We start from the raw sequence: 26,079 nt of genomic DNA on the forward strand, positions 1-26,079 counted from the left end.
GGCGATTCCAGTTTTTCCTGAAACGCTTCACGCGCGGCAAACACAGCGCGCAGAACAGCCTTGCGGCCATCCAGAGGAGAGGGACATGCCCGGCAAGTTGATCATCCTGGGGGCCGGCGGCCATGGGCGTGTCGTATCCGAAGCGGCGATGGCCTCGGCAGCCTTCGATGCGATCGCGTTTGTCGACAATACCCCCGGTCTGGTCGGACAGAGGGTTCTGGGTGTTCCTGTCGTGGCGGCCACGCTCGACGCCGAGCTTCTTGACGGGGCGCAATTGCATGTCGCCATCGGGGACAACGCCACACGCAAGCGGGTGTCGGAACAGTTTTTGCAACGGGGCCAGGCGATGGCGACGGTGCGCCACCCTTCGGCCATCATAAGCCCCTCGGCGCAGATCGGGGCGGGCTGTGCGATCATGGCGGCGGCCATTGTGCAATGCGGCACGCGGATCGGCAGCGGGGTCATCCTCAACACCGGCGCGCAGATTGATCATGACGGGCTGATCGAAGACTATTGCCATATTTCACCGGGGGCCGTGCTGACCGGCAATGTCACTGTCGGCACCGAAAGCTGGATCGGCGCGGGCGCCACGATCCGCAACGGAATAACGGTTGGCCCTCAGATCATCGTCGGGATCGGCGCCGCGGTCGATCGCGACCTGTCGGGACCGGGCGCACGGTTCGGTGGTGTGCCCGCGCGCCTGCTGTAAGGTTGCTGCCCTTGGTTTCTGGGGCAGCCCGGGTAGGCGTAGGCCAGCCTGAAAGGCTGGCCTTGGCTTTTGGCGCGGCTCAGAAGATCTCCAGACCCACTTCAAGGCCGGTGGTGGTGGTCACTCCGGTCAGGGTCAGGCTCTGACCGCCATCGAAGGTCAGCACAAGATTGCCCGAGCCATCGAAGCTGCCGAACTCGGCGATCACCTGGGCTTCGCTCAGGGTGCCGTGGAGACCCGTCCACAGGCTGTCGTCCAGCCGCACCACGTCGCCCTCGGCAATGTTGAAATCGGTGATTACATCGAGGCCGAAATCGCCGCCAAAGATGAAGGTGTCCGCCCCGGTGCCGCCGGTAAAGGTATCGTTCCCCCAGCCGCCCCAGAGAACATCGTCATGGGCATCGCCGTTGACGACGTCATCGCCGACACCGCCAAACATCGTGTCATTGCCATTGCCTCCCGAGATGGTGTCATTGCCATAGCTGCCATCGACCTTGTCGGCCCAGCCGCCGCCGTCCAGCGTGTCCTGGCCGCCGCCACCGCGCAGATCATCAAAACCGTCGCCGCCCAGCAGCAGGTCGTCATCATCGCCGCCACCAAGGGTGTCGTTGCCCGAGCCACCAATCAGCGTGTCGTTCCACGCACCGCCCCAAAGACCATCATCCCCGGCGCCGCCATCAAGGCTGTCCTCGTGCAGGCGGCCGCCCAGCACGTCATCGCCATCGCCGCCGATCAGCGTGTCATTGCCATTGTCGCCGCGCAGGTAGTCATTGTTGTCGCCGCCATTGAGATAATCGGACCAGCCGCCGCCATAAAGCGTGTCATTGCCCGCTTCTCCGTACAGGCTGTCGACGCCGTCCATGCCGCCCAGCACGTCATCGCCGGTGCCGCCCCAAACCGTGTCGTTGCCCGTCCCCCCCCAGACGGTATCTGCGCCGCCATCGGCGGTGACACTGTCATTGCCGCCATTGGTGTTGATCACATTGCTCACCGAGTTGCCGGTGATCGTATCGTTGCCGTCGCCGGTGTTCAGGTTCTCGATCACCGTGCCGCGGGCGATCCCGACGTTTCCGATGCCCCCATCCACATCCGAGAACTTCTCGGGGCGCATGTCGATCCTGTTGTTCTCGGGGCTGAATGTCACATCGATCAGATCATTGCCGCCGCGGTCGTAGATGGTGAAGGCAACCGGGTAGCCTTCGTAGATGCCGCCGAAGTTGCCGGATTCCAACCCGCCAAAGAAGGTGCCCATATAGCCACCAAGCGCGCTGTTCGTCCCCCAGACCGTATCACCCGCCGTGGCACTGTTGGCATCGGGGGCGCCGTAAAGGGATTGGATCGCGATGATATCGACCATCATCGGGGTCAGCAGATCGGCATAGCTGGCGTTGACGCTGGTGTTGTCCAGCTGGTCGAAATAGGACATCACCGACAGCTGCCAGCTGTCGTTCGCAAAGTTTTCGTCCACACCGTAGACGGCATTGCCATCATAATTGCCCTGGTGGCCCAGACCCAGCGCATGGCCGATCTCGTGGATATAGGTCGAGAAGGCGTAGGAATCGATTGTCGTGCCATCGTTCAGCCAGCTGACATTGATGTTGACCGTCGCGCTGGTGATGTAGCCGTTGATGCTGTTCCAGGTCGCATAGGCGCCCGGCTGGTCATCGCTGAAGACCATCTTGGCCCCGGGGCCGGTTTCGACGAATTCCAGATCTGCGACCGCTTCCCAGGCTTCAAAGGCCCAGCGGGCCAGCTGTTTGCCCTCAGGGGTCAGGCCGGACAAATCGACGGTGATCACATTGCTTGTGTTGGTGTTCCACTGCGCGCCAACCCCGCCGCGATCAAGCCAGTAGCCATCCGTCAGATAAGCGGTCATCTGGTCCAGCGTGCCGACAGGGGCCGAAGCGGTCATCGTCACCGAGGTCTCGGCCTGAGCGGCGCCAGAGTTGGTGGTTTCATTGGAAGTCGTAAGCATGTTTTGTCACCATCGATAGAAGGATTGTCTGTCCTGCAAAAGCTTTGCGGGCGGAAGTGTGAATGGGTTTGGCCCTGCCTGGCAGCTTCGCGCGTCTGTATTCAAAAGTTTTGTGGCTTCAATAGGGCCAGTTTCGTTCATTTTCAAAGGGCATCGGCTGCCCGCGTGTCATTATCGGCGCAAAGCGTCCAGCACCGCCAGAAAACCCGGGTCAGCCGCGATCAAGGCATCGGTAAAGCCCCCCAACATCGCCGAGTTTAACTGCGCATCCATTGCACTGAACTGAACGTCGGGGGAATTGCGGAGTCCGGGCGCCTTGGCGCTGTGCCATTGCAGATGGCCCGTCAGCCCGCTTTGCCCGGCTTTCGTGACCTGCACCGCCAGCACCAAACTGGCCTCTGAGCCGCCCGCAGCAGGCTCTGTACGAACCTCAGGGGCAACGCGGGCCAGCGAGCCCTGCATCGCCTCGCAAAGCATCTCGGCCGAGATTTTCCCGCCGCTCTGCGCGATCTCGCACTCAAGGTGGATCACCGGCGCCGCAGTGCTGCCGGCTTCGGCCCCTGCCGGCGCCAGACAGCGGGCGATCGCGCAGCCGCCCATGACAAGACCCAGAACTGTTCCACGCATCTGCGGCTCTCCGTTACATCATCCCGCCGTGCGGCGTTTCTTCACCCAGCCCAGAAAGGCGCGATCGGGGTCTTTCAGGGCCTGACCGCTGCGCGCCCAGACGGCGCGCCACTCGGCTTCAAGCGCATAGACATCGACCCCCGCCCATAGCCCGCGCGCCGCCTCCAGCGCGTCCGGTGACAAGATCGGGGCGTCGTTCGATTCGATCACGGCCCCGCGCCGAGAGAAATGGAACAGGTCCCCGGGCTCTTCCACCATCTCATAACCGGGCAGGTGGTTTTCGGCGGCCATCCGCCGCAAAGCCGCGCGAAACACCCGTACCGGGGCAGCGCTGCCGGACTTCTTGTGCAGGGTGGTGACGCTGACCGTCCATTCGGGCTGGCGGCCGCAGTGCTTGCGCGCCAGTTCATAGACCCGCCGCTCCAGCGGTTTGCGCAGGCGGAAATAATCCCGGCTGAGGGTCAGAACCGATTTCGCCTGCACCGCCCGGAACAGCCAGTCGCTGAGCGTGACCGAGACCGAGATCATTCGCCCGCCCCGGCTGCGGCGGCGGATTTCCCAGGCTTCGATCAGGCCAAAGCCGCTGGTGGTCTCCACCCCGCCGGTTTCCAGATTGGTGGTGATGCGGGTGCCGGCCAGCCGCTCGAAGGCCTCCTTGAGGCGGGTATAGCTGTCGCCCGACGTGTCGCGGTTGGTGGCGACCAGCAGATCATGGGCGCGCAGGGTCAGCCTGCGGGTGATGCTGCGCCCGGCGTTCAGCGCCGCAACCAGCTGACTGATGCAATAGATCAGGATGTCCTTGTCATGGATCGTCGCCCGCCCCCGCACCGAGGGCGTGACCTCGACGCTGACCCCGTTGTGATCGTAGCGCAGGATGCGCCGATCTGGCCGGGTGCTCAGCGAAAAGATCGGATGTTCCATGCTGCCCAGATCATCCTTGGGACTGGCCCCGAAGATATCGCAGACGAAAAAATCGCCCGTCGGATGACGATCCGGCAAAAGCGCCTTCGCGCGGCTTGGTTCTGTCATATACCTCTCGCCTGCCCTTGGGATTGGACGCTGGCCCGGATCCCCTTGCTCATTCCTCGGTGCGGCCATCGTTTGCGCGGCCTGCAATGCCCCCGATTCCTTTCGGGGTTTCAGTGACACTCAGCCTAGAGTTATCCACAGGGTGCGTCCAGCCAGAGATCGGCGGATCAGAGTCGCTGCTTCGGTGTATCGGAGTCGCATGATCGGGGGATCAGAGTCGCCTGCCTCTTCAAGAAGGCCAAAAAAACGCAGGATTTCAAAAGATTGCACAAAAGGAATGATGTCTGTAACGTATAGATAACAAAAAATAACAGGCACAGGCTTGCAAGATCTCCCGGGCCGTCCCGAAACAGACCCCTCGTCTTCCGGAATAGAGCTTTGAAATGCTGAGAAAATCCAAGGGATGTTCAGCTTTCGCTTTCATGTGCGCGGTTTTTGGCTACACTACACAAAACGGCGCACATCAAGGCGCGAAGGCAGAGGGCAGTCATGCGAGCAGACACACGGGGCGATTTGCCCCCCTATTTCAACATCAACCCCGATGAGGCGCGCGCCGCGCTTGGCCAGCCTGCCACGACGGGCGGTTTCCAATCCATCGCCCGCGCCTGCGAAGCCGGGCGCAGCGATCTGGCGGGCCGGGGACTTGAGGAAAGCGGCGCGCGGCGATTGCGGCGGTTCTCAACCTGGGAAATCACCCGCTATCTGATCCCCGTGGCCCAGGGCCATTTCCGCCGCGTGCTGAAACAGAACCCCGACCTGCCGCAGGGCGTTTCAGAGACCGCAGGCGGCGCCAAATGGTTCAGCTTTGACGAGGTGCTGCGGCTCAAGGCGCATTTCGGCCAGGAAGGTTCGAAGGCAAAGGAATACCTGCCCTACCGGCCCAAGGGCCTGCCCGCCAAGATGGTCGCCGTGGCCAACTTCAAGGGCGGCGTCGGCAAGACCAGCACGGCGGCGCATCTGGCGATGAGCGCCGCGCTTGATGGCTACAAGGTGCTGGTGGTCGATCTCGACAGTCAGGGCAGCATGACCTCGATCTTTGGCGGCAAGGTCGAAGACGAATGGCAGACGGTCTTTCCGCTTTTTGCCCGCCACTACGCCACCCATCTGCGCGAGGCCAACCAGCGCCGCGCCGATCTGGGCGAGGCTCCGCTGCCGCTGGATGAAACCCTGTCCGAAGCGCTCACCGTCAGTGCCGCCGACCTCGTCCAGAAAACCCACTGGCCCAACATCGACCTCATCGGGGCGCAGCTGAACCTCTACTGGGCCGAATTCCAGGTCCCGGTCTGGCGGATGCAGGCCCGCGGCTGGAAGCTCTGGGAGGCGCTCACCGACAGTTTCGACCGCGATGGCTTGCTGGACCAATACGACGTCATCTTCATCGACACGCCCCCCGCCCTTGGCTATCTGACGATCAACGGGCTGGCGGCGGCGGACATCCTGCTTGTCCCGCTCGGCGCGTCCTTTCTGGAATTCGACAGCACGGGCCGCTTCTTCGACATGCTGCACGCCACCTTCGGCTCCATCGAAGAGGCCGAAAACCTCGCCGCCCGGGCCCTTGGCCGGTCCGAGCTCAACTTCGAATGGGACGCTGTCCGCGCTGTCATCACCCGCTACGACGGCGCGCAGCAGGCCGAACTCTCCGCCCTCATGCAAAGCTACCTCGGCCCCACCCTCTCTCCGCACCGGCAGGACTTCACCGCGCTGATCGGTCAGGCCGGCGAACAGGTGCGCGGCATCTACGAGGCCGACTACCGCGATTTCAACCGCGAGACCTATGTGCGCGGGCGCGAAACCTTTGATGCCACCTATGCCGCCTTCAAACAGCTTCTCGTGGGCAGCTGGCGGCGCGATGAACTGGCCGCAGCCACCGCAGCCGCAGAGTAGGAGGCCCCGATATGGCCCGCAAACGCCTGACCCCCGCCAACCCGCTTTTCCTCTCTTCGGGCGATGCAGAGACTGTTTCACCGCAAACCCGCGCCCCCATCGCCAATGTCGCCGCCGACAGCTCCGCTACCGCCGCCATGCAGGCGATGGCCCGCGAACTCGAAGATGCGCGCAGCAGCGGGCGGATGATCCTGCGCCTCTCGCTCGATCAGATCGACATGGGCCACCTCGTGCGCGACCGCACCGCGATGAACGAAGAGGACATGGAGGCGCTCGTCACTTCGATCCAGAGCCGCGGTCAGCAGACCCCGATCGAAGTCACCCCCTTGGGCGATGGCCGCTATGGCCTCATCTCCGGCTGGCGGCGCTGCAAGGCGCTGGCCCGCCTGCGCGATTGGGAGGTGGGCGACGGCATGGTTCTGGCGCTCGAACGCCGCCCCGAAAGCGCCGCCCATGCCTATCAGGCCATGGTCGAAGAGAACGAAATCCGCGCCGACCTGAGCTATTTCGAACGCGCCCGCATCGTGGCCGTTGCGGTCAATCAAGGCGTGTTCGAGACGAAAAAGGCGGCGCTTCAGGGTCTGTTTGGCACCGCGTCGCGCCCCAAACGCTCGAAGATCGGCAGCTTTATCACCGTCGTTGACCACCTCGACGGCCACCTGACCTTCCCCGAGGCCATCGGCGAACGGCTCGGCCTGCGCCTCTCGCGCCAGCTTGAAACCCATGAAGCCAAGGCTCAGGATCTGCGCGGCGATCTGGCGATGACGCGGTTCGACACCCCAGAGGAGGAACTGACCCTCCTCACGGCCTGGGCCGCAGGGTGCGAAGCCGAGGAAGCGGCGCAAGATCCGTCTCTAACCAAGCCCAAAAAGCCCAAACCCCCTGCCCCACAGGAAACCCGCCCCCGCCCCGACATGCGCCTGCGCTATCACCCCGGCGACAACCGCCTGGAAATCAGCGGCGCAGGCCTGACGGACGATCTGCGCGCCGCCCTCGCCGACTGGCTCGCCTCGCAGCAGGATTAGGCGAAGACACGCCAAGGGCCGCGCGATCCCTCGCACGGCCCCATTTCCCAATTTCTGTGAAGGTCAGGCGGCAGCCTCCTTGTTGACCCCGCCCTTCATAGCGATCTGGGTCATGCGGCGGTCGCCGTCATAGGTCTGATCAAGGCAGTTCTTCAAAACCGCCGCGTCACCGTCGAGGCCAAGCCGGTTGGCAAATGCCGCCAGCGTGCCATAGCCCGCCAAAGCGTAGTGCACCATGCGCTGGTACTGCGGGATGATGGCGGCATCGCGCACGTCGGCGTCGGTGATCTGGTCGGACAGACCATGGGCGCGCGCTTCCTTCACGAGGCCGGCCATGCCCTTGCAATGCTCTTCGTCCGGCTTGATGCCGTGATCGTTGCACAGCTTTTCGATCTCGGCGATGCCGTCGGCGATCCCGTTGCCACCGTCGATCAGAGCCTCGGACAGATCCTTGTCCTGAGCGGCGCGGCCCAGTTCGGTCACGACGGGCATGGCCTGCGTGTTGGCGCTCCAGATGTCCTGCAGCTGGTCGAGATAGATGTCTTTGAGCGAATTCATAGCCATGTTGGTGTCCTTTGTTCTGCTTAGTCCCCCAACGTGTGGCACCATGGAAGGTTCCCCGGATCGCCCCGATTTGGCTGTCCCCCGACCAAACGTTTCGCGTGCGAAACATTTTCTTAAAGGTTGGGACGTGAGGCAGAAAAGACCCTATTCCGCCCCAAACCTTACTTCAGCAGGCCCAGCAGGTACTGCCCGTAAGCGGTCTTTTTGAACGTTTCCCCATGGCCCCGCAGGGTCTCTGCGTCGATGAAGCCTTGGGAATAGGCGATCTCTTCCGGGCAGCCGACCTGCAAGCCCTGCCGTGTCACCAGCGTCCGCACAAAGTTGCCCGCATCCAGCAGGCTGGCGTGGGTGCCGGTGTCAAGCCAGGCATAGCCCCGGCCAAGCTGTTGGACGCTGAGGATCCCGTCATGCAGGTAGGTTTCCAGCAGCGAGGTGATCTCCAGCTCGCCGCGCTCCGAGGGCTGCACCCTATGCGCCCGCGCAGGGGCGGAGCCGTCGAGGAAATAGAGACCCGTGACGGCGTAGGACGAGGGCGGCACCTTGGGCTTTTCGACGATCGCCTTGACCGTGCCGTCCTTGTCGAAATCGACGACGCCATAGCGCTCGGGGTCCGTCACGCGGTAGCCAAAGACCGACCCGCCGGGGGCCTTGTCGGCGGCCTCCAGCAGTTCCGGTAGGCCGTGGCCAAAGAAGATGTTGTCGCCCAGAACCATCGCCGAGGGCGCGCCATCCAGGAAGTCTTCGGCAAGGATATAGGCCTGCGCGAGACCGTCCGGGGAGGGCTGTTCGATATAGGTGAACGTGAGGCCCCATTGGGTGCCGTCGCCAAGCGTGCGCTGGAACTGGCTCTGATCCTGCGGCGTGGTGATGATCGCGATCTCGCGGATGCCTGCGAGCATCAGAACGCTGAGCGGATAGTAGATCATCGGCTTGTCATAGATCGGCATCAACTGCTTGGAGACGCCGGTGGTGAGGGGGTGAAGACGGGTGCCGGAGCCGCCCGCCAGAACAATGCCTTTGCGCTGTGTCATGATCTCAATTCAATTATTGTTTCGGCCAAGGCGGCCTTCCAATCAGGGGGTGAAATGCCAAAATCCCTTGTCAGGGATGAACAGTCGAGGCGCGAATTCAGCGGGCGTTGCGCTGGGGTTGGGTAATCCGTGGTGGGAATACCGGTGACCGTCACCTGCCGCCCGGCCAAAGCGAATGTTTCGCGCGCGAAACATTCCCAGCTGGTCGCAGGTGTGCCTGCGTAGTGATAGGTGCCGCCGCCCTGCCCTGCGATCAACGCCTTGGAGATTGTCAGACAGGCGCTTGCGATGTCGCGCGCCGGGGTCGGCCCGCCGATCTGATCGTCGACCACTTTCAGCGCGTCGCGGGTTTCCGAGAGCCGCAGCATGGTTTTGACGAAGTTGTTGCCATGGGCCGAAAACACCCAGGATGTGCGCAGGATCACGGCGCGCGCGCCAGAGGCCCGAATGCCGTCTTCGCTCGCCAGCTTGCTGCGGCCATAGGCCCCCAGCGGCGCGACGGGATCGTTTGGCTGCCACGGATCGCTGCCAGAGCCGTCAAAGACGTAATCGGTCGAGATCTGCACAAAGGGGATATCCAGCGCAGCGCAGGCCTGCGCCATGGCTGTGGGCGCGGCCCCGTTGATGGTGGTCGCCAGCGCTTCTTCTTCTTCGGCCTTGTCGACAGCGGTATAGGCGGCGGCGTTGATCACCGCGCCGGGGGCGGCGGCGCGGATCGCCTCGGCGCAGGCGGCGGGGTCGCTCAGGTCCGCCTGATCCCGGCCGAGGGCCGTTACCTTGCCCAAGTGCTGAAGTTCGGTCGCGACCTGCCCGGTTTTGCCAAAGACCAGAACGCTCATGCCATTTTCCCGAGCCGCTCTCCAACGCCGTGCCGTTGCTGCAACTTGCGCCACCAGGCTTCGTTGGTCAGATACCATTGCACGGTGCGGCGCAGACCCTCTTCGACAGTGACGGAGGGACGCCAGCCCAGTTCTTCGCGGATGCGGGTCGGGTCGATGGCATAGCGCGCATCATGGCCGGGGCGATCGATCACAAAGGTGATCTGATCGGCATAGGGTTTACCATCGTCGCGCGGGCGCAATCCGTCCAGCAGGCTGCACAGGGTCTGGACCAGCTCAAGGTTGGTACGCTCGTTCTCGCCGCCGATGTTGTAGGAGCGGCCAAGCGCGCCCTTTTCCACCACCAGCAACAGCGCGTCTGCGTGATCCTCGACATACAGCCAGTCGCGAATGTTGCTGCCATCGCCGTAGATCGGCAGAGGCTTGCCCGCCAGCGCGTTCAGGATGATCACCGGGATCAGCTTTTCCGGAAAGTGGAAGGGGCCGTAGTTGTTGCTGCAATTGGTCAGCACCACGGGCAACCCGTAGGTTTCGTGCCAGGCGCGCACCAGATGATCGGAACTGGCTTTCGAGGCGGAATAGGGGCTGCGCGGATCGTATGCGGTGTCCTCGGTGAACAGGACCGCAGGGTCGGCGGGCAGCGAGCCGAACACCTCATCGGTCGAGATGTGGTGAAAGCGGAAGCCGTCGGGCTTGCCCTGCGCGATCCAATAGCTGCGCGCGGCCTCGAGCATATTGTAGGTGCCGGTGATATTGGTCTCGATGAAATCGCCGGGGCCGTCGATCGACCGGTCCACATGGCTTTCGGCGGCCAGATGCATCACCGCATCGGGGTTGTGTTCGGCAAAGGTAGCGTCCAGCGCTGTGCGGTCGCGGATATCGGCCTGCACAAAGCTGTATCCGGGGGCCTCTGCGACGCTGGCGACGTTATCAAGGCAGGCAGCATAGGTCAGCGCGTCCAGATTGACGACCTCATGGCCGCGGGCGATGGCCAGACGAACGACGGCAGAGCCGATAAAGCCTGCGCCACCTGTTACCAGAAGTTTCATGACTTATCCTTGGTACTCAAAAGGGCTTTGGAAATCGGCAAGGCTTTGCGCCTTGGTGTCTTTCTCGGACAGGATGGGGGGGGCGCCGTCGAGCGGCCAGTCGATCCCGGCACTGTCCCAATGCACGGCGCCATCGGCCTCGGGGGAATAACCGTGCGAACATTTGTAGATGATCTCGGTCATCGGCTCCAGCGTGACAAAGCCATGCAGGAATCCCTCGGGGATCAGCAACTGCTTGCCGTTATCAAAGCTCAGCTCGGCGCCGACCCACTCGCCGTAGGTCGGGCTGCCCCGGCGCACGTCAACGGCGACATCGAACAATCGCCCGCGTCCGCAGCGCACCAGCTTGGCCTGGGCATGCGGGGGTGCCTGGAAATGCAGCCCGCGCAGGGTGCCGGGCTTTTCCGACATCGAGTGATTGTCCTGAACGAAATCAATATTATAGCCCGCCTCGCGCATGCGATCGGCGTTCCAGCTTTCGCAAAAGAAGCCGCGATTATCGCCAAAGCGTTTAGGAGTAAGAAAGACGAGACGGTCAATCGCTGTGGGTTCGATCTCCATAGGGTCCGCTTTTCTGTTTATGGTCATTCCGAGGGGGCCGGGCAGGCGGCGCTAACCTGAGGGGTAACGCGTCATTTGACAAGGGGGGGCGTTTGTGACCTTTGCCCCGGAATTGGACAAGGCACAGAAGGGCTGAGCAGAGCGTAATGACGATGGGCACAAAGCACGGGGCAGGACGGCTGGTGGCCGTTGTGGTGACCTACAACAGGCTGGCGCAATTGCAGGTGACCTTGCCGCGTTTGCTGAATCGCCCCGAGACCGAGCTTGCGGCGGTTCTGGTGGTCGACAATGCCTCGAGCGATGGCACGGCGGCCTGGCTGGCCACGCAAGAGGATGACCCGCGTTTGCAGGTGCTGCGCTGCGAGACAAATCTTGGCGGGGCAGGGGGCTTTGAGACCGGTATGCGCGCGGCGGTGGCCGGGTTCGATCCCGACTGGATAGTTGTCATGGATGACGATGCCCGCCCTGAACCCGATGCCCTGACGCGGTTTCACGCGCAGGACCGCAGCGGCGCCGAGGCCTGGGCAGCGGCGGTCTATCACCTTGATGGCCGGATCTGCGATATGAACCGCCCATCGATCAACCCGTTCTGGCACAAACAGGTGCTGTGGCGGACGATCCTGGGCAAGGGGCGCGACGGGTTCCACATCGGGCAGGCGGAATACAGCGCCACCACCCCCTGTGCCATCGACGGCACCTCTTTCGTGGGGTTTTTCATCTCGCGCGCGGGGATCGAGCGGGTTGGCTATCCCGACGGGCGGTTGTTCCTTTACGGTGATGACGTGCTTTACACGCTGGGCCTGAGCCATGCCGGCGGGCGTATCCTGTTCGACCCTGACCTGCGGTTCGAGCATGACTTTTCCACCATGACCGACGAGGACAAGCGGTTTCGCCCGCTGTGGAAAAGCTATTACCACTACCGAAATCTGCTGATGGTCTATCGCATGGCCTCGGGGCTGGTGTTCTGGCTGGTGCTGCCAGCGGCGGCGGGCAAATGGCTGCTCAAGCTGCGCCACCACTCGGGCGAGCGGCTGGCCTTTACCGGCCTTGTGCTGCGGGCGCTGCGCGACGGGCTGCTTAGCCGCACCGACGTGCCGCACGCCACGGTTCTGGGCTGGGCCAAAAAGCGCGGCTAGAGCCTGCTTTGCTCAGCGGTTGTTCAGCAGTTCCCGGTGATAGCGCCCCAGCAACAAGATCCCGAAGAACAACAAGAGAACCCCTATGATGGCGACGTAGACAATGCTGACGTAGTCAGGGCGATAGGTCGGGTAGAACCCTGTGCGCATCAGCCCGGTGATATGTATCAGTGGATTGTACCACAGGATATGCTGCACCACCGGGGGCAGACCGTCGAACAGAAAGATCACCCCGGAGGCCAGAACAAGCGGCCGCGTCAAAATTCCCCAGATTTGTGACCAGACCGGGAACAGGCCGAACAGAACGCAGTTCATCGTGCCGATCCCGGCCCCCACCAGAGCGGCGAGACACATGGCGATGAGCGCTGGAGGCAGCTCGATCAGCACGCGGGTGTCTGTCACGACCAACAGTGTGGTGATCAGAACGAAGGTTACCAGAACCCCAGTCAGCGTGTTCAGAAACAGCCGGGCCAGCATTGCGTCCACCCATGTCACGGCAGGGTATTGCAGCAGCGGCCGCGAGAAATCGATGCATCTGGCAATGACGTTGGAGACGTTCATATACAGCAGGAACGGCATGAAGCCGGTGGCGTAGAACAAGATGAAATTGTTGCCCAGAGGCGGTGTGCGCACCAACAGCGAAAAGGCGGCCGCCATCACGACGATCACGCCCAAAGGTTCGAGCAGCGCCCAGAGATAGCCGCCGGGGCTTCTGCCATACTGGGTCGCCATTTCGCGCAGCATCAGGGCGGAAATCGCCCGAAAGCTGGCAAAACTCCGGGTCGGGCGAGGCCGGGCGGATTGTGGCGCAGTCAGTGGGAGCTGCAGGGGCATGATGTGGTTCCGATGTTGGCTTTCACACCCTCTGTATGTAAAAGAGAAGCAGAAATCAAAACGGCTTATTGTGAATTACCATGAATGATGCGTCACAGGGCGGCGGGACGACAGGACCCAAGCCCGTGCTTGCGGTGCCCAAAGCCGTGCCGTCCGCAAAACCGGTAGGTGCGGCGGACCTCAAAACAGAGCAGCCGCGCGCCATGGCATCATCGGCCCGGATGAAGCGGCGTCACTGGGGGCTTGCGCTGTCTTTTCTGGTGGTTGTGGTGGTCCCCTTCCTGTGTGTTGGGCTCTATCTTTGGTTGGTGGCCGAGGATCAGTATTCTTCGACGGCGGGATTCACCGTGCGTCAGGAAGAAGACAGCGGCGCCTCTGCGGTTCTGGGCGGGCTGGCGCAGCTGACCGGCTCCAGCACGGCCTCTGACGGCAACATCCTGTATGAATTCATCCTGAGCCAGGCCCTGGTGCAGACGATCGACGACAAGATCGGCCTGCGAGAGCATTACAGCAGCCGGTGGTCCTCGGACCCGATCTTTGCGCTGTCCCGGGATGCCAGCATCGAGGATCTCGAGGCCTACTGGCAGCGCATCGTGCGAATTTCCTTTGATCAGGGATCGGGCCTGATGGAAGTGCAGGTGCTGGCCTTTGATCCGGACAAGGCGCAGGCCATCGCTCGGCAGATCATCCTGGAAGGCCAGGCGATGATCAACGCGCTGAACGATAAGGCCCGCGAAGACGCCATGCGCTATGCCGAGATCGAACTGGATGAGGCCGTGGCCCGTCTGAAAGAGGCGCGCGAGGCGCTGACCTCGTTCCGTACGCGCACCACGATCGTCGATCCGGACGCCGACCTTCAGGGCCGAATGGGCGTGATGAACGGGCTGCAACAGCAGCTGGCCGCTGCCCTAATCGAATACGACCTGCTGCGCGAGCAGACCAACGAGGACGACCCGCGGCTCAATCAGGTGCGCCGCCGGATCGAAGCCATCCGCAATCGCATCGACGAAGAACGGCGGGCCTTCACCTCGGACACGGTTGGCAGCAGAAGCGGCGGTGAAGACTATCCCAGCCTGATCGCGGAATACGAAGGTCTGGTGGTGGACCGCGAGTTTGCCGAGGAAAGCTATCGCGCCTCGCTGGCGGCGGTTGATGTGGCACGGGCCAAGGCCTCGCGGCAAAGCCGTTATCTGGCCACCTATGTCGAGCCGACCCATGCCCAGACAAGCGAGTATCCGCAGCGCTTCACCATCGTGGGGCTGGCTGGCCTGTTCCTGCTGCTGGTCTGGGCGACATGCGCGCTGATCTATTATTCGATACGTGACCGCAGCTAGGCGTCTGCCATGATCCGGTTTGATAACGTAAGCAAAAGTTTCTGGGTCCGCGGCGAGCGCAAGGTGGTGATCGACCACCTCAATACCACCCTGCCCACGGGGGCCTCTCTGGCGCTTTTGGGACGCAATGGGGCGGGAAAATCGACCCTGATGGCGATCATTGCCGGCACCATCCGTCCTGACACCGGGCGCGTGGTCAGCGACGGCGCGATCTCATGGCCGGTGGGGTTTTCCGGATCCTTCCATGGGCAACTGACAGGGGCCGAAAACGTGCGGTTCATTGCCCGGATCTATGGTGTGGATTCTGATGAACTGGTCGATTTTGTCGAAGAATTTGCCGAAATCGGGAAACATTTCCACATGCCGGTGCGTAGCTATTCCTCGGGGATGCGATCGCGGCTGGCCTTTGGCGCCTCGATGGGGATCCGCTTTGACACCTATCTGGTGGATGAGGCCACGGCCGTGGGTGACGCCATGTTTCGTGCCAAGAGCAGGGTCTATTTCGCCGATCGGGTTAAGAACGCGAGCGCTATCCTCGTCTCGCACGATATGGGGCAGGTGCGCGAATTCTGCGACGCGGGAGTCGTGTTGTCGAACGGCAAGTTGCAGTATTTCGAGGACGTCGAAGAGGCCATCGAAAACCATCTCGAGCTGATCCGCAATCGGTAGGCGCGTTCGTACCGCAGAGATCAGCTGCAAAGGCCAAGCCAGCTTGAAACTTCAAATCCGTTGTTTCATAAGGCCCCGATACAAAAGAGGCCATGAGCACGTTGTCCGCTATGCAGAAATCCGCTTCTGGTGTGAGGGGCCCGGCTCCGCGCCGGTTTGTCATCCTCGGCTTGCCGCGCAGCGGATCTACCTATCTGATGACCCTGCTGAATTCGCACCCCCGGATCTTTTGCAGCGGCGAGCAGTTCAACCCCTATGCCGTGGTCGGTATCGGCGGCGAGCGGGACGACAGTTTCGAGGCGGTTGTGGCCGGACGCGATGCGGATCCCGCGGGCTTTCTCGAACGGTTCTTTACACGGGACGTGCCACGGGATGTGGACATGGCGGGGTTCAAGTTCATGTTGGGGCACAATGTCGCCGGGTTTCAGGCCCTGACCGAGCAACCTGATATCAAGCTGATCTATGTCTGGCGCGAGAACCGGCTGGCGCAGGTGGCTTCGCTGATCAAGGCATCGCGCAGCAAACGCTGGGCCCAGACCCGCCGCGACTCGCATGTCGAGGCCAAGATCACCGCCTCGCCGCGCCAGATCAGCCATCGCTGGCACGAAAACGCCATGATGGATCATCTTTTCGCCACCTGGCTGGAACAACAGCCGCATGACCACATTTCGCTGGAATACCGCGAACTTTTCGCGCCCGGGTTCGAAACGCGCATCTGCGATTTTCTCGGGGTTGCGCCCTCGGCCAAGATGAAAAGCGAGTTGGTCAAGCAGGGGGCCAACACGATCGAGGATCGGTTCGAAGATCCGCGCGCGATTCGATACTATTTCAAGTCGATTGGCCATGAACGATGGCTTGAGGACGAGCTGTGAAGCCACGGCGCATTCTCTATTACAACTGGGTCGATTATCTGGACGATGAAAAGCGCGGCGGCGGGGTTTCGGTTTACCAACGCAACCTGATGTCCGCGCTGGCCGATACGCCCGAGATCGACGCCAGCTTTTTGTGTTCCGGTGTGTCCTACGATCTGCCCGGTGGCGCGCCGCGATGGGAGCAGATGCGCCATGGGCCTGATCAGGACCGTGCGCGGCGCTTTGAGATCATCAACTCGGCGGTTCTGGCGCCGGCCCATCACGGCTTTGGCGATCCGGCGCAGGTCAGCGATGCGGCAACCGAGGCGGCTTTTGGCGATTTCATCGACAAGACCGGCCCTTATGACGTGATCCATTTCAACACGCTTGAAGGGCTGCCTGCGGCGGTACTGAAGGTATGTGCGCGCTGGCCGCAGATGCGGGTGATCCTGTCGCTGCATAACTACTATCCCTTCTGTCCGCAGGTGAACCTCTGGCACCAGGAGCGCGCGACCTGTGCGGATTTCGATGAGGGGCGCAAATGTGTGCACTGTCTGCCGCATGTGCATGATGCCCGCCATCTGCGCCTGTCCGGGGGGCTGGCGTACCGGCTGAAGCTGGCAGGGCTGACGCCGGGGACATGGACCTTTGATCAGGCCTTTCGCTGGACGATGCGGATCGGCGGGCGGGGCGCCCGTGTGATACGCCGTCTCAAGGGGTTGCCCGTGCGCCGCCCGCGACGGAGGGGAGGCCCGGGCCAGTTGCGGTCGATGTCGCCGCCCGATGGAGCGCCCTTTGCTGCGCGCAGGGCCAAGGTTGTTGAACTGATCAACGCGCATTGCCACGCGGTGCTGGGCGTGTCGCAGGCGGTCTGCCGTCTGGCGCAGAGTTTCGGCGTAACAGAGACTATTTTGCACAGAAGTTATATCGGGACCCGCGAAGCGACAGCCTTTGCCCAGACCTCTCCGCGTGCCTTTCCGCAGGCCTCGGACAGCACGTTGCGGCTGGCCTATCTGGGCTATATGCGCCGCGACAAGGGGTTCTACTTTTTGCTGCAGGCGCTTGAGGCGATGCCGCATGACATGGCCCGTCGGTTGCGGCTTGAGGTGGCTGCGCGCCGCAGTGACCGCGCCACCATGGACCGGCTGTCTGAACTGTCCTCCAAGCTGGCTGAACTGACCCATGCGAACGGCTATGCCCATGACGATCTGGACCGGCTTTTGGAAAAAGTCGATGTGGGGCTGGTCCCGGTGCTTTGGCACGACAACCTGCCGCAAGTGGCGATCGAGATGCACGCCCGCCACATCCCGCTTCTGTGCGCCGATATGGGAGGCGCGGCAGAGTTGGGACGTTGCCCCGATATGGTCTTCGCCGCCGGGGATATAAAGTCATTCCACGACCGCATCGCCGCGCTGCTGGCCGGAGAGATTGACATGCAGGCCTATTGGCAGGGAGCGATGGCGCCGGTGGACATGGACAGCCACCTGACCGATTTGCTGGCGATTTACGGAGCAACGGATCGGCACGATGGGGACCAGAGTACAGGCTGAGAAGGCTGCTAGACCAGCCGCGCCTTGACGAAAGCGCTGTCCTGCCAAGGGACAGAGATATCGTCCTCGTAGATCACGCTGCGCCCCTCGGAGGCGAGAGCCAGATACTTGCGGTATTCCTCGGCGTCGTTGAAATGCTGGCGGCGGGTGACTTCGGTCTGCGCCTTTTCGCGGAAGGCGGCGTTGTATTTGAAATGGGCGAACAGCAGCTCGCGCCGGGCCAGCCGGGCGTCGCCGACGTAGTGCAGCCCGTCCGACAGCCGCATGAAGGGGTGATACTTCAAAAGCGCCAGTTTCTGCGCCACGAAGAGCGTCGCGCGCGATCCGGGGATCAGCCGGTGCCGCAGGGCGGAGGTCCATGTCGGCTGGTCCGAATAGGGGCCGCGCGCCGGGGTGTTGGTCAGGAAGGGCCGCGCATCGCAAAACCCCGCCTCGGCAAAGGGATCGCCGCTGGTGAAATCCACCGCTTCGAGCGGCCCTTCGGGATACATGTCGAGCATGAAGATCCGGGCGGCCTCGGCCCCTTTGAAATCATCAGTTTTGAGAAGATCCGGCAAGGTTTGGCTCTGTTTTTCCTGCCAGACGAGCAGCTCGTCCGCATCCGCGACGAGCGACCATTTGCCGGTGCGGAAGGCCGAGATCATCGCCTGCTGCCAGGCCACGCCGTAATGCGAGAGCTTGTAATCGGTATCGACGGAGAACAGTGCCACGTCGTCCTGTTCGAGCAGGTATTCGCGGGTGCCGTCGTCCGAGGCATTGTCGGCGATCAGGAAGCTGGTGACGCCGAGCGCGCGGTAATGGGCGAGGAAATGCGGCAGCATGAACATCTCGTTGCGCATCACCGCGACCACGGCGACCTCTGCCTCCTTGGCGCGGTTGATGCTCTGCGGCGATGACAGCAATTCCAGCGCGTTGCTTTGGTAGCCCAGTTTCACCGGCTGATAGCTGGGCCAGATCTTTGGTGGGTAAAGGCCGGGGGTGTGCAGCCGTTCCAGCGCGAATTGCTGGTCCTTTTCGGTGTCGAGGTGGATCAGCTGCAGCGGCGCGGAAGGCCCCGGGAAGAAGGAATTGACCCAGGAGGCGACGGGCGTCGCGTTGCCGAAAGTGCGGCGGCGGACGGAGACGCGATAGTCCTCGTCCATGACATGGATGCCGCGCAGGGCGAGCAGATCGCCGAGCATCTTGTCTTCCATGAAGGACAGGCCGATGAGCCGCTGCCCCTCGGGGCTGTTTGCGGCGTCCAGCGCCTCGGCCATGGCGCGGCGGCTGAGTGCATAACCCGACCCGCCATCGGCATAGAAAGACGGCTCTGGCGAGCGGTCCAGTTCGTGCCTGCCCCGCTCCGAGGCGGACTTGCCCTGATGCCAGACGCGGTCCATCTGTCCGACGCCGCGGGTCAGTTTTCGGCCGTAATAGTCATGCTTTTTGTAGGTCAGCCCCTCGAAGAACAGCGGTGCGTTGAGAAAGCAATCGTCGTCGATCTTCAGCATATGGCCGAAGGCCGTGTTCTCATGCACCCAGCGGATCGCGGCGAGGGTCTTTTGCGGCAGCCCTTCGTAATCGTCGGGGGCGTCGAGATGGACGATCGGGCCGTCGCGCCGCCCGTCGCCATTCCCGACCACGACGATATAGGGGATGTTCAGCGCCTCCAGCAGCGACAGCCAACCGGATTGCAGCGCCGGGATGCGGGTATCGAGGTAGGCTTGGCAGGAGAAGACCACGACAAGCGTGTCATATAGCGGCGAGCCGCCCCGCAGATCGTCGTTTTGCGCGGGCAGAGGCGGCGCGCCGCCAAGCGCCCTGACCAGGGCTGCGTCGTCCGGGGCCAATCGCGCCAGAGGGCCGCGCAGGGCAGGGGCACGCGACAGGGTCTCTTGCTTTGGGGCGGAAAGCGCGGCGTGCCGTGCCAAGAGCCAGTCGGTCACCCGCTGCACCAAGGCGCCATCGCCGGCAGCGCGCAGCGGCGGGATCAGGATCGCGGCGAGTCCAAAGCCCAGAAACTCGGATCGCGGGTGGCACAGCTGCGCCAGATCGCTCAGAATAGTCTCTAACCATGCCGGATCCGTTGGGGCAGGGGGCTGTGCCAGATACTGGCCTATGGCCCGCGCCACCCGGTTTTGCAGCGCGCAATAGGGCGCTTGCGGGACGGAATGGTAAAGGTCCGGCAGGGTCTGGGCCACAAGGTCTGAAACGTCATCATCCACCTTTGCGGTGCCGGGACAGGCCATATGGCGCAGGGCCGCCAGCCCCGGAGCTGCGCTGGCCTGAACAAGATCCGCGGCGGTTGGCGAAGTGCCGGGCGCCAATGGCAGGCTCGCCGGGCCCAGAAGTTCGACCCGCAGACGCGGTGCATCGGCGCATCCGGCGCTCTCGAAGAAGCGCAGGGCCTGATCGATCCGTGAAGGATCGTGCCCTTCCATGATCTCGGCAAAGAGGGTCTGCGCGGTGCGGATCTGCGGCGGCAGCGGGTGATCCTTGCGGGCGCGCTTGGCAAGGGTGGTCCAGAACTGGCGGGACAACCCATAGGTACGCAGACAGAAGGCCGCCACATCGCGGCCAGGAAAATCATCCCGGCCAAGGTCCAGCAACAGGGTGGTCGCGGCCAGCGTCAGTTCGTGACAGGGGGTGCGATCCCAGTAACTCCAGGCCCTTGAGCTGGCGAAATTCATGAAGGCGTAAAGCAGCCCTTCGCGCGCGCTCTCAGGAATGTCGTGGTCGGTGACGGCGCGGCGGGCCACCCAGGCGATGGGCGGGGTCAGCACCCAGCCGTGGCCGGGGTGGGCGAGCGTGTTCAGGCACTGGACGGCGGTGTCATAGCGGCCTGCCTTCACCAGATAGGGCAGCAGGGCCGACTGGCTCCAGACATCTTCGGGGGGCAAGAGCTGGCTCAGGCCGGTCTCGGCGGCCAGATCGAACAGCCCGTCAAAATCCCCCCCCTCGCGGCAGAAGATATCCGTCAGCGCCATGTAAAGCCCGCGTTGCGGGCCGGAAGGCAGGGCAAGCTCCTTCACCACGCTTAGTGGATCAGGGGCGGGGTCGGTTTGCTGGCTTTGGGCAAAACGAGCGAGGGCGGCGTCGATCTGCGCGGCGTCGGTAATCTCGGGCAGGGCCGGGTCGAGCGGCTGTGTGGCGGGCGCGTCGGGGGCGATGTAATCGGTCAGCCCATAGCTTTCGGCCAGGGCTTGCAGGGTGGTCAGGGTCTCGGCGGCAAGGAGGCTGTGAAGCTGGCCATGGCGCAGGTGGTCGAGCAGTTGCAGGACCAGAGCGCTGTCGGCGGCGCCGGGAGGCGCGGCCATCAGATCACGGATCCGACCTGCCATCTGCTCGCGTGTGATCGAAAAGACCGTGGCGCCTGAGGCATCGGTCAGGGTCAGCGCGGCATCGGCCGCAAGACCTGTCCAGAACCGTCCCGGCAGATCGACAAGCGCGCCGGTCCCGGACAGGGCAGGGGCGAGCAAAACGGGCACTGTTTCACCGGAATGGGCAAGTTTCAGGTCTTGTCCATCGGGCGCGGCGCGGCTGCGCAACTGCAGCCTTGTGTCCAGGGCCAGCTTAGGCCCCGGGGCAGAGGGCATCAGGTCCAGTACCCTTACGCCGCCTTGAAGCGTCAGCCATTTGATCCCGTCCAGTCCGGTCACGCCGGAGCGGTTCAGCAGGGTACGTCGTCCCAACTTTAGAACCGGCACACCATCGATTTGCACGCGGACATGCGGCGGCTCGAGATCGACGATCACCTCGACCCCGGCTTTGGGCAGAGGATGGGCAACCTGCCGTTCGGCCCGCCAGGCGCCATCGGCGCGGCTGTCATTGGCCACGACCAATCCTTCGGCTTGGCGCAGCGACAGGTGAAAGGGGATAGACACGCCGTCGGCGGCGACAAAGGACAGGTTGGCATAGGGATCGCTGTGGAAATCGGCGCGAAAACGGAACCGGCCGCGGCCATTCAAAGGAAAGGCGTACATCAGATGGTCTCCGGTCAGCCCCGTTGCGGATTGCCCTGTGTTATCCGCGTGCCCCGGACCAGATGCAAGGCCCGAGGCATGGGGCAGCAGGGGCGCGCCGCCCAGAACCTGTGCCGGGTTCATCAGGCGCGCCAGTTTCGGGCCGAAGGCAGGGTCGAATCCTGCCGGATCGCGGTTGGCGCCCGTCAGATTGCGGCGCAGCGCCGCCCATGCCAGGTCCGCCAGGCGCAGCACTTTGGCCGGACGCCCCCGGGGCAGGCCAAGGCTGACTTCGTCCCGCAAGGCCCGCGCAAAGAGCCGTCGCTGCCAGCCTTTTGGCAGGCGTTGCGCGGCTGCGGCGGGCAGGGTGCGGACCAGCGCATCGTGCCCGCGTCCCAGCGTGGAGCCGCCACGCGGGGTCTGGCGCGCCCTTGCACCGGTTTCGGACAGATCCACCGCCAGACCGGGCCAGGCGATATAGGCGCAGGGGCCCATCAAAGGCGCGGCAAGGCACAGCGCCCAATGCGGGCGCGCGCCATCGGTAAAGCCGGGCAGGTCCCGCAGTGCCTCGCGGCGAAAGATGCGGGCAGAGAGTTCGGGCGACATTCCAAGGACAGCGGCTGGGGCCAGGCTCAGCCCTCCGCGTGACGGCGTACCGCCGGGCAGGGGGCGCATATCGTCAAAGCCATTGTGCAGCGCGGCGTCGGGGGAGGTGCCCAGCAAAAACTGGCTTAGGCCGCTGTCTGCGCCGCTGCGCAACATGGTTTCCACCCAGTCGTGCAGCGCCATGGGGCGCAATAGATCGCCGGGGCGCAGACAGATGACATAGACCCCCTGAGCGGCCTCGATCCCCGCGCGCCATGCGGCGCCAAGTCCGGACCGTGGGGCGGAAACAACATGCGCTCCGGGAAACCCCAAGACCAGGTCTTGGGCCTGTTTTTCGGAACTAATCACCAGCACCTCGCGCCCGGGGCCGCTTTGGTCGGACAGGCTGGTCAGTGTCTGGTGCAGGGCGTCGGGCTGCTGCCCGTCCCATGGCACAATCACGCTGAGCGGCAGCTGTCCGTCCATCTCAAGCGCCCAGGCGCGGGAGATATCCTTGTCCCAATCGGGATCGTATTTTAGACCCTGTTCCTGCAGAAAAATGGCCGAGGCCCTGGCAAACCTGGCGCGCCGTTCAGGATCGCGCAGCGCGCCCGAGCGTTCGAAAAGCAGCCGCGTCGCGATCCGCTCAAAGGCCTGATCGGCGCCGGAGTGTGGCCCCTTGGCCATGATGGTGCGCATGCCGCGCAGCACATCAAGTTGCTCAAAGATCCGCTCATCATCGCTGGCGGTGATCTGCCCGTCGCGTCCACGGGTTTGCAGATAGAGCGGCTGGGGCAGGTGCAGCAGATGGTCGGTGCGCGCGGCGGCCCGGTAGAAAAAGCTGTGATCCTCGAACCAGGTGCCTTCGTCAAAGCGCAGCCCCTCGATCAGGCTGCGGCGGTAGAGCTTGTTCCAGGCCGAGGGAAAATGCCGGATCACATCGCTCCAGGTTTTCAGGGCATAGCGCCGGTGCATCGGATGGGCGGTGATCTCGGGGGCGTCGTGGATGGCGGAATGCACATGGCTGGTGCCCTCCTGAAAACATGAGCGGACCGCGCAGGACACCCAGTCTGCGCCGCTGTCGCCCAGCGCCTGCCAGAGTTGCATCAGGTAATCGGGCGTGACGCGATCATCGCTGTCGACAAAGGCGATGAACTGGCCGCGCGCCTGGTCCAGCCCGGTATTGCGCGCGCCCGACAATCCGCGGTTTTCCTGCCGGACCAGACGAAAGCGCGGATCATCGCCCATTGCCGCAACAGCCTGCGCGGCGCTTTGATCACGCGATCCGTCATCCACCACCAGCACCTCGAAATCGCGCAGGGTCTGCGCCCGCAGGCTGGTCAGGCAGGCGCCGACATAGGCTTCGACGTCGAAAACCGGGACGATGACAGTGATCAGCGGCGCGGTTTGCGCTGCGCCTTGCGCGGAAGGGGGGGCTTGCTTGGGGGCCGGATCATGCGTCATGCGGTCTGTTGTTCCGTATTGGCCCCGCAAGGTAAAGGCCATCCAGCCTGTTCGCCCGGGTCTCTTGCTCCGCTATGGGTGAGGTGCTACCCAACCGACCAATTGGCAGCCGGTTCGAGGTACACGAGGTGAGCTTTCCCTATATCATCTGGACAATGCAGCGGACCGGAGGGACGACATTGGCCACGCTGCTGGCCACCTTGTCAGAGCATCCCGGGGTCCAGCATGAGCCCTTCAATCAGGATCGGGTCTTTGGTCATGTCGCGCCGCATTGGCAGGACCCCGCCCGTTTGCGCGATGAGATGGCCGGAGTGCTGGCGCCGCGCCCGGTGATCAAACATTGCCACGAACTCTTGCCGCCGGTGTTGAACGAGACCCTGATGGAAGTGTCGAGCGAGCTTGGCTACCGCCATATCGTCCTGGAACGCCGTGCCGAGGCCGACCGTATCCTGTCGCTGGAACTGGCCAAGATTACCGGGGCCTGGGGCAGCGATCAGGCGCGCCGGATCTATCGGCAGATCGAAGAGGGTGGCAGCCCGCTTGATCCGATCGATATCCCCCGGGCGCTGGCCCATATGCATCACTGCGCGGCGCGGCGGGCGGCGTTGGACGCCCTGTTCGAGGCGCATGGGCAGACCCCGTACCGGGTGTGCTTTGAGGACATCTATACCGATCCCGCCTCTGGTCGCATCCTTGTCGAGGATGCGCTGAGCTTTCTTGCGATCGATCCCAAGGCGCATCCGCAGTACGAGGCGCTGGTGACCGAGGCGCTGCTCAAGAAAGGCCAGAACTCGGTCCGGGTCGCGGATGCCGTCCCGAACTATGACGCGGCGCGCAATCAGCTTGTCGAGGCCCTGAGCGGCAGGGCCACTCCCGCCGCTTGAGGATGCGACTCCGGGTCTCGTGGCTGGGCTTTAGTAACATAACAAGGATTATGCGTTGCAACAGTTGTAGCCGCAAAGCTAAATTGTCACCAATGAGCAATTCAGGAATGTCACTCTCCCGTCCTAGACTGAGGGAGATTGGGCATGGGATGGGTGGTTATGAGCGAGCGCGAGTTGAACCGCGTAGAGGTTGGCGCAAGTCGATGACGGACGGTTGAGCATCGATAATGCCGCAAACACGCTGGCACTGACGCGTCGGCAGATTTTCCGGCTGCTGAAGCTTTATCGTCAGGATGGCGCGTCGGCGATCCGGCACAAGGCGCGCGGCAAGCCCCCGAACAATCGCATCCACAAAGCCAAACGGGATTACGCGCTGTCGCTGATCAAAGAGAACTATCCCGACTTTGGGCCGACCCTGGTAGCGGAGATGCTGGCCGAGCATCATGGGTTTAAAGTCTCGCGCGAGACGGTTCGCAAGTGGATGCAGGAAGACGGTCTTTGGCTCTCTGAACCGCGCCGGGTTTGCCGGAGGCAGGTTGATTTAAGTTATGCGGCCATGATCTGAGTTTCCAGAGCCGCATGGTAGTTTGCTTCGGCCTCTGCCGGCGGGATGTTTCCGATGGGTTCCAGCAGGCGGCGGTTGTTGAACCAGTCGACCCATTCGAGGGTGGCATATTCTACGGCGTCGAAGCTGCGCCATGGGCCACGGCGGTGGATGACTTCGGCCTTGAATAGGCCATTGATCGTTTCGGCCAGGGCATTGTCATACGAGTCCCCGACGCTGCCGACTGATGGCTCTATGCCTGCCTCCGCCAACCGTTCGCTGTAGCGAATTGACAGGTATTGCGACCCGCGATCCGAATGATGCACCAAGCCCGCCCCTGGCTGTCGCTGATGGACGGCCTGCTCCAGCGCATCAAGCACGAAGCCTGCATTGGCCGTGCGGCTCACCCGCCAGCCGACAACACGACGGGCGAAAGCGTCGATGACAAACGCCACATAAACGAAGCCCTGCCACGTTGCCACATAGGTGAAATCGCTGACCCAAAGCATGTCCGGCGCAGGCGCCCGGAACTGGCGGTTCACCTTGTCCAGCGGGCATGGCTGCGCCTTGTCGGGTATCGTCGTCCTGGCCTTCTTGCCGCGAATGACGCCCTCCAGGCCCAAATCCTTCATCAGCCGTGCCACCGTGCATCTGGCCAGATCAAAGCCTTCCCGGCGTAGCTGATGCCAGACCTTGCGAACGCCGTAGACCTTGTAGTTCTGCTCCCAGACACGTTCGATCTCGGACCGCAAAACCGTGTCCCGATCCGACAGCAGGTCAGGGTTCGCCCGCTTGGCCATGTGATCGTAGAACGTGGAAGGGGCAATCGGCAGGTGCCTGCAGATCGGCTCGACCCCGATATCGTCGCGGTGTTCTTCAATGAAGGCGATCATGTCCTGGACCGGCGGTCGAGCTCCGCCTGAGCAAAATATGCCGACGCCTCGCGCAGGATCTCATTGGCCTGCTTCAACTCGCGGTTCTCGCGCTCCAGCGC

Annotated in this window: 19 protein-coding genes, 2 pseudogenes and 1 other annotated feature; of the genes and pseudogenes, 10 read left to right on the forward strand and 11 right to left on the reverse strand. The window is 63.1% G+C overall.

Annotated features, from left to right (window positions below):
- The first annotated feature begins 85 nt into the window (after window positions 1–85).
- The gene (locus tag ACOYQJ_RS23800; RefSeq protein ID WP_422908400.1) at window positions 86–709 is read left to right on the forward strand and encodes an acetyltransferase; all 624 of its coding nucleotides are present in this window, start codon (window positions 86–88) and stop codon (window positions 707–709) included.
- Between the two features lie 79 nt (window positions 710–788).
- On the opposite strand, the gene ACOYQJ_RS23805 is transcribed toward ACOYQJ_RS23800, so the two are convergent.
- From ACOYQJ_RS23805 to ACOYQJ_RS23815, 3 genes are all read right to left on the reverse strand, one after another.
- Window positions 789–2,684, reverse strand: a complete 1,896-nt coding sequence (locus tag ACOYQJ_RS23805) for a M10 family metallopeptidase (protein ID WP_422908401.1) — start codon at window positions 2,682–2,684, stop codon at window positions 789–791.
- A gap of 171 nt (window positions 2,685–2,855) precedes the next feature.
- A complete protein-coding gene (locus ACOYQJ_RS23810) occupies window positions 2,856–3,311 on the reverse strand; it encodes a hypothetical protein (protein WP_422908402.1) in 456 nt (151 codons plus the stop codon).
- An 18-nt stretch (window positions 3,312–3,329) separates the two neighbouring features.
- Complete coding sequence (locus tag ACOYQJ_RS23815) at window positions 3,330–4,340, reverse strand: replication initiator protein A (RefSeq protein WP_422908403.1); 1,011 nt, start codon at window positions 4,338–4,340, stop codon at window positions 3,330–3,332.
- 489 nt (window positions 4,341–4,829) lie between these two features.
- Here ACOYQJ_RS23815 and ACOYQJ_RS23820 point away from each other — a divergent pair, with 489 nt between their 5' ends.
- Together ACOYQJ_RS23820 and ACOYQJ_RS23825 are read left to right on the forward strand one after the other, a co-directional pair.
- Window positions 4,830–6,224 (forward strand): AAA family ATPase, encoded by a 1,395-nt coding sequence (locus ACOYQJ_RS23820; RefSeq protein WP_422908404.1) that lies wholly within the window; start codon window positions 4,830–4,832, stop codon window positions 6,222–6,224.
- Between the two features lie 11 nt (window positions 6,225–6,235).
- The gene (locus tag ACOYQJ_RS23825) at window positions 6,236–7,249 is read left to right on the forward strand and encodes a ParB/RepB/Spo0J family partition protein (RefSeq protein ID WP_422908405.1); all 1,014 of its coding nucleotides are present in this window, start codon (window positions 6,236–6,238) and stop codon (window positions 7,247–7,249) included.
- 63 nt (window positions 7,250–7,312) lie between these two features.
- On the opposite strand, the gene ACOYQJ_RS23830 is transcribed toward ACOYQJ_RS23825, so the two are convergent.
- From ACOYQJ_RS23830 to rfbC, 5 genes are all read right to left on the reverse strand, one after another.
- Complete coding sequence (locus ACOYQJ_RS23830; protein ID WP_422908406.1) at window positions 7,313–7,813, reverse strand: DUF892 family protein; 501 nt, start codon at window positions 7,811–7,813, stop codon at window positions 7,313–7,315.
- A 161-nt stretch (window positions 7,814–7,974) separates the two neighbouring features.
- Entirely contained in the window at window positions 7,975–8,844 is an 870-nt protein-coding gene (gene rfbA, locus ACOYQJ_RS23835; protein ID WP_422908407.1) for a glucose-1-phosphate thymidylyltransferase RfbA, read from the reverse strand.
- Complete coding sequence (rfbD, locus tag ACOYQJ_RS23840; protein WP_422908408.1) at window positions 8,841–9,683, reverse strand: dTDP-4-dehydrorhamnose reductase; 843 nt, start codon at window positions 9,681–9,683, stop codon at window positions 8,841–8,843. Before rfbD ends, rfbA begins: the two co-directional genes overlap by 4 nt.
- Window positions 9,680–10,732 (reverse strand): dTDP-glucose 4,6-dehydratase, encoded by a 1,053-nt coding sequence (gene rfbB, locus ACOYQJ_RS23845; RefSeq protein WP_422908409.1) that lies wholly within the window; start codon window positions 10,730–10,732, stop codon window positions 9,680–9,682. The genes rfbD and rfbB overlap by 4 nt, the downstream gene beginning before the upstream one ends.
- Window positions 10,733–10,735: 3 nt before the next feature.
- Window positions 10,736–11,293, reverse strand: a complete 558-nt coding sequence (gene rfbC / locus ACOYQJ_RS23850; protein ID WP_422908410.1) for a dTDP-4-dehydrorhamnose 3,5-epimerase — start codon at window positions 11,291–11,293, stop codon at window positions 10,736–10,738.
- A gap of 146 nt (window positions 11,294–11,439) precedes the next feature.
- Between rfbC and ACOYQJ_RS23855 the strand changes: the two genes are divergently transcribed.
- Window positions 11,440–12,429 (forward strand): glycosyltransferase, encoded by a 990-nt coding sequence (locus ACOYQJ_RS23855; protein WP_422908411.1) that lies wholly within the window; start codon window positions 11,440–11,442, stop codon window positions 12,427–12,429.
- A gap of 12 nt (window positions 12,430–12,441) precedes the next feature.
- Here the strand turns inward: ACOYQJ_RS23855 and ACOYQJ_RS23860 are convergent, their stop codons facing one another.
- Window positions 12,442–13,263 (reverse strand): ABC transporter permease, encoded by an 822-nt coding sequence (locus ACOYQJ_RS23860; protein WP_422908412.1) that lies wholly within the window; start codon window positions 13,261–13,263, stop codon window positions 12,442–12,444.
- 80 nt (window positions 13,264–13,343) lie between these two features.
- On the opposite strand from ACOYQJ_RS23860, the gene ACOYQJ_RS23865 reads away from it, so the two are divergent.
- The 4 genes from ACOYQJ_RS23865 (at window position 13,344) to ACOYQJ_RS23880 (ending at window position 17,667) form a co-directional block, all read left to right on the forward strand.
- The gene (locus ACOYQJ_RS23865) at window positions 13,344–14,597 is read left to right on the forward strand and encodes a KpsE/RkpR family capsule polysaccharide export protein (RefSeq protein ID WP_422908413.1); all 1,254 of its coding nucleotides are present in this window, start codon (window positions 13,344–13,346) and stop codon (window positions 14,595–14,597) included.
- Between the two features lie 9 nt (window positions 14,598–14,606).
- Window positions 14,607–15,266: an ABC transporter ATP-binding protein gene (locus tag ACOYQJ_RS23870; protein ID WP_422908414.1), complete on the forward strand. Its 660-nt coding sequence runs from the start codon at window positions 14,607–14,609 to the stop codon at window positions 15,264–15,266.
- Between the two features lie 92 nt (window positions 15,267–15,358).
- A complete protein-coding gene (locus tag ACOYQJ_RS23875; RefSeq protein ID WP_422908415.1) occupies window positions 15,359–16,138 on the forward strand; it encodes a sulfotransferase in 780 nt (259 codons plus the stop codon).
- Window positions 16,135–17,667, forward strand: a complete 1,533-nt coding sequence (locus tag ACOYQJ_RS23880; protein WP_422908416.1) for a glycosyltransferase — start codon at window positions 16,135–16,137, stop codon at window positions 17,665–17,667. The genes ACOYQJ_RS23875 and ACOYQJ_RS23880 overlap by 4 nt, the downstream gene beginning before the upstream one ends.
- A gap of 8 nt (window positions 17,668–17,675) precedes the next feature.
- On the opposite strand, the gene ACOYQJ_RS23885 is transcribed toward ACOYQJ_RS23880, so the two are convergent.
- On the reverse strand, window positions 17,676–23,657 hold the full coding sequence (locus ACOYQJ_RS23885) for a glycosyltransferase (protein ID WP_422908417.1): 5,982 nt from the start codon (window positions 23,655–23,657) through the stop codon (window positions 17,676–17,678).
- Between the two features lie 128 nt (window positions 23,658–23,785).
- On the opposite strand from ACOYQJ_RS23885, the gene ACOYQJ_RS23890 reads away from it, so the two are divergent.
- Together ACOYQJ_RS23890 and ACOYQJ_RS23895 are read left to right on the forward strand one after the other, a co-directional pair.
- On the forward strand, window positions 23,786–24,541 hold the full coding sequence (locus ACOYQJ_RS23890) for a hypothetical protein (RefSeq protein ID WP_422908418.1): 756 nt from the start codon (window positions 23,786–23,788) through the stop codon (window positions 24,539–24,541).
- Between the two features lie 144 nt (window positions 24,542–24,685).
- A pseudogene (locus ACOYQJ_RS23895) lies at window positions 24,686–25,061 on the forward strand (helix-turn-helix domain-containing protein); the annotation flags it as partial.
- A gap of 26 nt (window positions 25,062–25,087) precedes the next feature.
- Here ACOYQJ_RS23895 and ACOYQJ_RS23900 read toward each other — a convergent pair.
- A pseudogene (locus ACOYQJ_RS23900) lies at window positions 25,088–26,079 on the reverse strand (IS3 family transposase); the annotation flags it as partial.
- Window positions 25,904–26,020 (reverse strand) — a sequence feature (AL1L pseudoknot). (Overlaps the previous pseudogene by 117 nt.)

The organism is Pacificoceanicola algae (assembly GCF_049341065.1).
In the GTDB taxonomy this organism is placed as follows: Bacteria; Pseudomonadota; Alphaproteobacteria; order Rhodobacterales; family Rhodobacteraceae; genus Pacificoceanicola.